This window comes from Tabrizicola sp. (genome assembly GCF_036781545.1).
Taxonomy (GTDB): domain Bacteria; phylum Pseudomonadota; class Alphaproteobacteria; order Rhodobacterales; family Rhodobacteraceae; genus Tabrizicola.
Genome location: NZ_DAIQAT010000152.1, coordinates 1 through 8,278, shown reverse-complemented (window position 1 = coordinate 8,278; position 8,278 = coordinate 1). Strand labels below are relative to the sequence as shown.

8 protein-coding genes and 1 pseudogene are annotated in these 8,278 nt (G+C 66.8%); 7 read left to right on the top strand and 2 right to left on the bottom strand.

Going from position 1 to position 8,278, the window contains the following annotated elements; all coding sequences use genetic code 11:
* The 6 genes and pseudogenes from V7Q39_RS17080 to V7Q39_RS17055 all read left to right on the top strand — a co-directional run.
* Positions 1–534 (top strand): annotated as a pseudogene (locus V7Q39_RS17080) (exopolyphosphatase); the annotation flags it as partial.
* Entirely contained in the window at positions 534–1,145 is a 612-nt protein-coding gene (locus V7Q39_RS17075; protein ID WP_333817820.1) for a VOC family protein, read from the top strand. The pseudogene V7Q39_RS17080 and the gene V7Q39_RS17075, both read left to right, overlap by 1 nt.
* Complete coding sequence (locus V7Q39_RS17070) at positions 1,142–1,627, top strand: GNAT family N-acetyltransferase (RefSeq protein WP_333817819.1); 486 nt, start codon at positions 1,142–1,144, stop codon at positions 1,625–1,627. Before V7Q39_RS17075 ends, V7Q39_RS17070 begins: the two co-directional genes overlap by 4 nt.
* 31 nt (positions 1,628–1,658) lie before the next feature.
* Positions 1,659–2,372, top strand: coding sequence for a molecular chaperone DjiA (locus tag V7Q39_RS17065; RefSeq protein WP_333817818.1), 714 nt, complete (start codon positions 1,659–1,661; stop codon positions 2,370–2,372).
* Positions 2,369–3,427, top strand: coding sequence for an endonuclease/exonuclease/phosphatase family protein (locus V7Q39_RS17060; protein WP_333817817.1), 1,059 nt, complete (start codon positions 2,369–2,371; stop codon positions 3,425–3,427). Before V7Q39_RS17065 ends, V7Q39_RS17060 begins: the two co-directional genes overlap by 4 nt.
* 31 nt (positions 3,428–3,458) lie before the next feature.
* The gene (locus V7Q39_RS17055) at positions 3,459–3,830 is read left to right on the top strand and encodes an AAA+ family ATPase (protein WP_333817815.1); all 372 of its coding nucleotides are present in this window, start codon (positions 3,459–3,461) and stop codon (positions 3,828–3,830) included.
* Positions 3,831–4,121: 291 nt separating this feature from the next.
* On the opposite strand, the gene scpA is transcribed toward V7Q39_RS17055, so the two are convergent.
* A complete protein-coding gene (gene scpA, locus V7Q39_RS17050; RefSeq protein WP_333817814.1) occupies positions 4,122–6,251 on the bottom strand; it encodes a methylmalonyl-CoA mutase in 2,130 nt (709 codons plus the stop codon).
* 62 nt (positions 6,252–6,313) lie between these two features.
* Between scpA and V7Q39_RS17045 the strand changes: the two genes are divergently transcribed.
* Positions 6,314–6,772 carry a DUF4174 domain-containing protein gene (locus V7Q39_RS17045; protein WP_333817813.1) on the top strand — a complete coding sequence of 153 codons (459 nt, stop codon included), beginning with the start codon at positions 6,314–6,316 and terminating at the stop codon, positions 6,770–6,772.
* A gap of 55 nt (positions 6,773–6,827) precedes the next feature.
* Here the strand turns inward: V7Q39_RS17045 and V7Q39_RS17040 are convergent.
* A partial coding sequence (locus V7Q39_RS17040) for an ATP-binding protein (protein ID WP_333817812.1) occupies positions 6,828–8,278 on the bottom strand: 1,451 nt, incomplete at its 5' end.

Here is an 8,278-nt window from a genome sequence, read left to right as displayed (position 1 = left end):
ACCCAGGCCCGCATCCCCGGCTTCGGCAAGAAGCTCTTCGCCTTCCTCGAACCCCTGTTCACCGGCGCCACGCCCGAGCGCCTGCGCCTGATCAAGGCCGCCTGCCTGTTGCATGACACCACCTGGCGCGCGCACCCCGACTACCGGGCCGAGGCCTGCTTCGACAACGCCACCCGCGCCAACCTCGGTGGGCTCGACCACCCCGGCCGCGTCTTCCTCGGCCTCGCGCTTCTCCACCGCTACAAGAACACCCGCGCGGGCAGCCGGATGGAGCCGCTCTTCCGTCTCCTGTCGGAGACCGACATCCAGGAGGCCGAAGCCCTGGGGAAAGCCATGCGCTTCGGCGCGATGTTCTCGATCGGCGACCCGTCGCAGGCGGGCGAGCTGCGCTGGAACCAGAAGAAGCGCCTCCTGACCCTGGCGCTGACCGAGGACGGCCTCGGCCTCTTCGGCGAGGTCGCCCAGGCCCGCTTCGCCGCCCTGGCACTGTCGCTAAAAGCGCAGACCAAGGTCACGACGAAGGCCGCAGGATGATGCTCGCGCTCGATCACCTCGCCGTCTCGGCCGAAAGCCTGGAAGCAGGCGCCGACTGGGTGGAAATGGCCCTCGGCGTGCCGCTGGCGGGCGGCGGCAAGCACCCGCACATGGGCACGCACAACCGGCTCCTGTCCCTCGGCGACCTCTATTTGGAGGTCATCGCCATCGACCCCGCCGCCCCGCGCCCCGCCGGACCGCGTTGGTTCGACCTCGACAGTTTCCGCGGCCCGCCCCGCCTGACCAACTGGATCTGCCGCACCCCCGACCTCGACGCCGCCCTTGCCGCCGCGCCCCCCGGCACCGGCACCGCGACCGACCTCACCCGCGGCGACTACCGCTGGCGCTTTGCCGTGCCCGCCACCGGCAAGCTTCCCTTCGACGACTGCCACCCCGCCCTCATCCAGTGGCAGGGCGAGCTTCACCCCGCCAAGGCGCTGCGGGACCATGGCATCCGCCTGACCGGGCTCCAGATCACCCATCCCCAGGCCCCTGCCCTGCAGGCCGCGCTCAAGGGCCTGACCGACCCCCGCGTCACGTTCCGGCTTGGCCCCTATCATGCCCTCCGCGCGAGTTTCGACACGCCAGACGGCCCCCGCGTCCTGACATGATCCGTCCCGCAAGGCCCGAGGACGCCCCCGCGCTGGCCGCGCTCCTGAACCACTGGATCGAGACCACCGCCATCACCTTCAACCCGGTCCCGAAGACTCCGGACGACATCCTCGGCCTCATCCTCTCCAAGGCCGCCGCCGGACACGCCTTCCTCGTCGCCGAGGACGGCGGCCGGGTCATCGGTCAGGCCAGCTACGGCCAGTTCCGCGCCGGGCCCGGCTATCGCACCTGCATGGAGCACTCCATCTCCCTCCTGCCCGGCACCCATGGCAAGGGGCTGGGCCGCACCCTCCTCGCCGCAGTCGAAGACCACGCCCGCGCGGGCGGGGCGCACCAGATGATCGCCGCCGTCTCCGGCGAGAACGCAGATGGCCGCGCCTTCCACGCCCGGATGGGCTATGCCCATGTCGCCACCATCCCCGAGGCCGGTCACAAATTCGGCCGTTTCATGGACCTTGTGCTGATGCAGAAATTCCTCTGACATCCGCGCCCCGGCGGGCTAAGCTTGCCCCATGTCGATCTGGACCCGCATCACCGAGGCTCTCGCCGCCCTTGCCAAGGGCGAACCGCTGTCCGTCGTCTTCGACAAACTGCGCGGCGCGCCCGCGCCCGAGCAATCGGTGGGCTTCACCATCGCCGTCCTCGCGCTCGGCGCCAAGATGGCCAAGGCCGACGGCACCGTCACCCGCGACGAAGTCACCGCCTTCCGCCGCATCTTCACCTTCCCCGAGGGCGAAGAGGACCACGCCGCCCGTGTCTACAACCTCGCCCGGCAGGATGTGGCGGGCTTCGACACCTATGCCCGCAAGATCGCCCGCCTCTTCAACCCGGACGGCCATCGCATCTGCGCCGACGACCATCATGTCCTGGTCGACATCCTGGAGACCCTTTTCCAGATCGCCGTGGCCGATGGCAGCTACCACCCCGGCGAAGATGCCTTCCTGAAACATGTCGCCGAGGAATTCGGCCTCGACGAACGCTGCTTCAACATCGTCCGCTCGCGGCTGGTCGAGGGTGCCCCGCGCGACCCCTATGACGTGCTGGGCCTGCCCCGCGATGCCTCGAAGGTCCAGGCCCGCAAGGCCTGGCGCGACCTTGTGCGCGACACCCATCCCGACGTGCTGCAATCCCGCGGCGTCCCGCCCGAGGCGATGAAACTGGCCGAGCGCCGCCTGCAGCTGATCAACGAGGCCTGGCGCGAGATCAGTGCGAAAGAGGCCGCATGACGGACCCCAGGACCGGCCTCCGCCTCGCCACCTACAACGTCGAATGGTTCAATGCGCTCTTCGACGACAACGGCCGCATGCTGGACGACCGCGAACCCTCGACCCGCTACAAGATCACCCGCGGCGAACAGCTCGCCGCGCTGGCCATCGTCTTCACCGCGCTGGATGCCGACGGCATCACCATCATCGAGGCGCCCGATACCAGCCACCGCCGCTCGACCGTGAAGGCGCTGGAAACCTTCGCCCGCGCCACAGGCCTGCGCGCCCGCAAGGCGCTGATCGGCTTCCCGTCGGAAACCGAACAGGAAATCGCCTTCCTCTACGACCCCGACCGCCTGACCGCCCGCCACGATCCTGTCGGCACGCCCTCGATCACCCAGGGCTCGCATGACGCGCCGCGCTTCGACACCACTTTCCGCTACGATCTCGACGCCGACAATATCTCCGAGACCATCCGCTTCTCGAAGCCGCCGCTGGAACTGGCGCTCACCACGCAGGACGGTGCCCATCTGCGGCTGATCGGCGTCCATGCCAAGTCGAAGAACCCCTATGGCGCCATCGGACGCGAGGCGCAGATCCGGCTGTCCATCGAGAACCGCCGCAAGCAGCTGGCGCAATGCCTCTGGCTCCGGCAACGGGTAGACGGCCACCTGACGGCGGGTGACAGCCTCCTCGTGATGGGCGATTTCAACGACGGCCCCGGCATCGACGAATTCGAGAAGCTCTTCGGCCATTCCGGGGTCGAGATCGTGCTCGGCACCACGCTCGACCCGGCGCAGAAGCTGACCGATCCCCATGCCAGCATGGCGCTGCAATCGAAGGTCGGCATCACCCCCACCACCGCCCGCTTCTACCTCGCCCCGCAGAAACGCTATTTCGAGGCGCTTCTCGATTTCATCATGGTCTCGCCCGACCTCGCCGCCCGGGAACCGGAATGGCGCATCTGGCACCCGTTCAACGACCCCCGGATCATGCAGGTCCCCGAACTGCGCGAGGCGCTGTTGCAGGCCTCGGACCACTTCCCCGTCAGCATCGACCTTCCAGATGTGATTTGAAATCACCTGTCGCCGTCCCCATATTCAGGGCATGAGACTGGTCCTCGCCCTCTGCCTTCTCGCCGCCCCGGCCTTCGCCGAGGACGCCCCCACAGTGCCGAAAGCCAAGGATGAAGGCTTCAGCCTGATGGAAGAAGGGATGAAGCTCGTCATGCGCGGCATGATGAACGAGATGCAGCCCGCGCTCGACGAGATGGGCAAGGCGCTGAGCGAGATGGAGCCGCATCTGAAAGAACTGGGGCCGAAGCTGCAGCAACTGATCACGCTGATCGACGACATCAAGAACTACGACGCGCCGGTGATGCTGCCGAACGGCGACATCCTGATCCGCCGCAATGCGCCGCTGGTGCCGAGGCCCGAGACCCTGCCCCAGCCCGGCCCGAACGGCGAGATCGAGCTGTAAGCCTTCCCTCGCCCGGCTCCTGACCTCTGGCCCTTCGCACGCGCGCCCCTGCGCCTGACCAACCACAAGGCCTTTCCTCTTGGCAAAAATGCTCCCGCCGGAGGCACCTGAACCGCCCCTCCTCGTTCGACTTCGTCTCCTCGTCGGAGGGTTGATTTTCGCCCCGGCCCGCGAGGAGAAGACGAAGTCGCACGACGAGCATCACGCGCAGAAAGACCTTACCGCCCGGTTAATACCCGCAGCCAACCCTTTGAAATCATTAGCTGCGAAAACCTGCCCGCGCGTGGGCACCTACCCCCGCGTCGCGCGGATCAGGTCCAGGATCTCCTTCGCCGCCGCCGGGATGTTGGTCCCCGGCCCGAAGATCGCCTTCACCCCGGCGGCCTTCAGGAAGTCATAGTCCTGCTGCGGGATCACCCCCCCGCAGATGACCAGGATATCCCCCGCCCCCCGCTCCTTCAGCACCTCGATCAGCTTCGGCGCCAGCGTCTTGTGCCCCGCCGCCTGGCTGGAGATCCCGATCACATGCACGTCGTTGTCGATCGCATCCTGCGCCGCTTCTTCCGGGGTCTGGAACAAGGGCCCCACATCCACGTCGAAGCCGATATCGGCGAAGGCCGTGGCGATCACCTTCGCCCCCCGGTCATGCCCGTCCTGCCCCATCTTGACGACCAGCATCCGCGGCCGCCGCCCCTCGGCTTCGGCGAAGGCCTCCACGTCCCGCTGGATCTGGGCAAACCCCTCGTCGCCCTCATAGGCCGCGCCATAGACCCCTGCGAGGGTCTTCACCTCGGCCCGATGCCGTCCGAACGTTCCTTCCATGGCCAGAGATATCTCCCCTACAGTTGCCCGCGCCCGCGCACATTCCACCGCCGCCTCAAGCAGGTTGCCGCCCTCCACCGTCCTGCGGCCAAGCTCCAGCAAAGCCGCGTCGCAGGCCGCCTGGTCCCGGCTGGCCCGGATGCGCTCCAGCCGCGCGACCTGCGCCTCGCGCACCTTCATGTTGTCGATGTCCAGGATGTCGATCAGGTCTTCCTTGGCCTTGCGGTACTTGTTGACCCCGACGATCACTTCCTCACCCCGGTCGATCATCGCCTGCCGCCGCGCAGCCGTCTCCTCGATCCGAAGCTTCGGCATGCCGGTGGCGACGGCCTTGGTCATGCCCCCCATCGCCTCGACCTCCTCGATCAGCTTCCATGCCTCGGTCGCCAGCTGGTCGGTCAGGCTTTCGACATAGTAGGACCCCGCCAGCGGGTCGATGACATGGGTGATCCCGGTTTCCTCCTGCAAGATCAGCTGGGTGTTCCGCGCGATCCGGGCGCTGAATTCGGTCGGCAGGGCAATCGCCTCGTCCAGCGCGTTGGTGTGCAGGCTTTGCGTGCCACCAAGGGCCGCCGACATCGCCTCATAGGCGGTGCGGATGACGTTGTTGTAGGGGTCGGCCTCTTGCAGGCTGACACCGCTGGTCTGGCAATGGGTGCGCAGCATCAGGCTGCCGGTCTTCTTCGGCTCGAACTCGGACATGATCCGGTGCCACAGCATCCGCGCCGCCCGCAGCTTGGCCACCTCCATGAAGAAGTTCATCCCGATGGCGAAGAAAAAGCTCAGCCGCCCGGCGAAATCGTCGACGTTCATGCCCCGCGCCAGCGCCGCGCGCACGTATTCTCGCCCATCGGCCAGGGTAAAGGCCAGCTCCTGCACCAAATTCGCGCCCGCCTCCTGCATGTGGTAGCCGGAAATCGAGATCGAGTTGAATTTCGGCATCTCTGCCGAGGTGTATTCGATGATGTCGGCGATGATCCGCATCGAAGGTTCGGGCGGATAGACATAGGTGTTCCGCACCATGAACTCTTTCAGGATGTCGTTCTGGATCGTGCCGGACAGGACCGAGCGGGAGTGCCCCTGCTCCTCGCCGGTGACGATGAAATTGGCCAGGATCGGGATCACCGCCCCGTTCATCGTCATCGAGACCGAGACCTGGTCCAGCGGGATGCCGTCGAACAAGATCTTCATGTCCTCGACGCTGTCGATGGCGACCCCGGCCTTGCCCACGTCGCCCACCACGCGGGGGTGGTCGCTGTCATAGCCCCGGTGCGTGGCCAGATCGAAGGCGACCGAGACCCCCTGCTGCCCGGCGGCGAGCGCCTTGCGGTAGAAGGCATTGGATTCCTCGGCGGTCGAGAAGCCCGCATATTGCCGGATCGTCCAGGGGCGGCCCGCATACATCGTCGCCCGGACCCCCCGCGTGAAGGGCGCGACGCCCGGCACCTCGCCCATCTGCGGCAGGTCCGCCACGTCCGCCGCCGTATACAGCGGCTTCACCGTGATCCCCTCCAGCGTCTGCCAGTTGAGCGTCTCCGGCCCCTTGCCCTTCAACTCCTTCGAGGCCAGCGCCTCCCATGCCTTCAGGTCCGCCATCATTCTCTCCATTCGCGCCGCTCGCCGCGCTTGGGCTTTTCCGCTTTTGCCCCTATATCAAGGCGATGCAGCGTCTTGCCCGTCGTCCGTTCCTTGCCGTCCTGGCCCTGGCCCTTCCGGCACTTTCCCTTCCCGCCTTGGCCGACGAGGCCCCGGCTTTCGCTCCCGTCCCGGCGGATCAGGTGGTCGAGGCCGACCTCCTTTTCCTGCGCCGCCCGGTGATCGTCTTCGCCGACAGCCCCCACGATCCCGCCTTCATCCGGCAGATGGAGCTGTTGACGCGCTATTATCCGCAGTTCGAGGCCCGCGACGTGATCCTGATCACCGACACCGACCCGGCGACCCCGTCCGACCTGCGCCGGAAGCTTCGGCCCCGGGGCTTTTCGCTGGTGCTGATGGACAAGGACTGGAAGCCCTCGATCCGCAAGCCGCTGCCCTGGGAGGGGCGCGAGATCATCAACTCCATCGACAAGATGCCCATCGCGCGGAGTGAGGCCTTGGAGCGGAATCCGGCGGGGCGGTAGGCGCCCCTCCGGTCCCGGGAACCTGATTTTCGCAGAAAATCAGTGCTTCCCCGCATCACTCGAACTCCATGATCACATCGTCGACCTTCAGGCTGGCCCCGGCGCTGGCCTTGATCGTCTTGACCACGCCCTTGCGCTCGGCCTTCAGGATGTTCTCCATCTTCATCGCCTCGACGGTCGCCAGCGCCTGGCCCTCCTGGACCTCCTGCCCCTCCTCGACCGCGATCTTCACCACCAGCCCCGGCATCGGGCACAGGAGGTATTTCGAGGTATCCGGCGGCGCCTTCTCCAGCATCAGCCCGGCCAGCGCCTTCTGGCGCGGGGTCTGGACATGCACCTTCAGGTCCGCGCCGCGCAGGCGCATCCGGAAGCCCATCGGGATCTTGCCCACCTTGATCACCAGAGGTTCGCCCCCGACGGTCAGACGGGCCAGAGGCTGCCCCGGCGTCCAATCGCTTTCCACCCGCAGGTCGGTGCCGTCCTCGAACACGACGGTCGAGCCTTCGGGATCGGCCCGGATCGTCAGCGGCCAGCTTTCGCCTTGCAGCGTCACCACCCAGTCATCGCCCACCCGGCGGGTGTGATTGTCCATCGTCCCGGAAATCCGGGTGCGCCGGATTTCCGCCACCCGGTTCATCGCCGCCGCCGCCACCGCCACGCGCCGCAGAAGCGAGGCGTCCAGCGTGGCTCCGGTGAAGCCGCCCTCGTATTCCTCGGCGATGAAAGCGGTGGTGATGTTGCCACTGGCAAATCGCGGGTGGTCCATCACGGCCGAACAGAACGGCAGGTTGTGCCCGATCCCCTCGACCTCGAACGTGTCCAGGGCCAGCCGCATCTCCTCGATGGCGTCGGCGCGGGTCGGCCCCCAGGTGCAGAGCTTGGCGATCATCGGGTCGTAGAACATGCTGATCTCGCCGCCCTCGTAGACGCCGGTATCGTTGCGCACGACGCCGCCGCGCTGGGTCTTCCCCTCGACCGGAGGCCGGTAGCGGGTCAGCCGCCCGATGGAGGGCAGGAAGTTGCGATAGGGATCCTCGGCGTAGAGGCGGCTTTCCATCGCCCAGCCGTGGATCTTCAGGTCGGATTGCCTGAACGGCAGCGGTTGGCCATCCGCCACGCGGATCATCTGCTCCACCAGATCGACCCCGGTGATCAGTTCCGTCACCGGATGCTCGACCTGCAAACGGGTATTCATTTCAAGGAAATAGAAGTTGCGGTTGCCATCGACGATGAACTCCACCGTCCCCGCGCTGGTATAGCCGACCGCCTTGGCCAGAGCGCAGGCCTGTTCGCCCATCGCCTTCCGCGTCGCCTCGTCCAGGAAGGGCGAGGGCGCCTCCTCGATCACCTTCTGGTTCCGGCGCTGGATGCTGCATTCCCGTTCGTGCAGGTAAACGCAGTTCCCGTGCTTGTCGGCCAGCACCTGAATCTCGATATGGCGGGGCTGGGTGACGAATTTCTCGATGAAGATGCGGTCGTCGCCGAAGCTGGCCGCCGCCTCGTTCT

Excerpts from the sequence above, each read along its gene's own strand:
- V7Q39_RS17045 (WP_333817813.1), top strand. The coding sequence starts at position 6,314 with ATGCAGCGTCTTGCCCGTCGTCCGTTCCTTGCCGTCCTGGCCCTGGCC.
- V7Q39_RS17070 (WP_333817819.1), top strand. The coding sequence starts at position 1,142 with ATGATCCGTCCCGCAAGGCCCGAGGACGCCCCCGCGCTGGCCGCGCTC.
- scpA (WP_333817814.1), bottom strand. The coding sequence starts at position 6,251 with ATGATGGCGGACCTGAAGGCATGGGAGGCGCTGGCCTCGAAGGAGTTG.
- V7Q39_RS17065 (WP_333817818.1), top strand. The coding sequence starts at position 1,659 with ATGTCGATCTGGACCCGCATCACCGAGGCTCTCGCCGCCCTTGCCAAG.
- V7Q39_RS17075 (WP_333817820.1), top strand. The coding sequence starts at position 534 with ATGCTCGCGCTCGATCACCTCGCCGTCTCGGCCGAAAGCCTGGAAGCA.
- V7Q39_RS17055 (WP_333817815.1), top strand. The coding sequence starts at position 3,459 with ATGAGACTGGTCCTCGCCCTCTGCCTTCTCGCCGCCCCGGCCTTCGCC.
- V7Q39_RS17060 (WP_333817817.1), top strand. The coding sequence starts at position 2,369 with ATGACGGACCCCAGGACCGGCCTCCGCCTCGCCACCTACAACGTCGAA.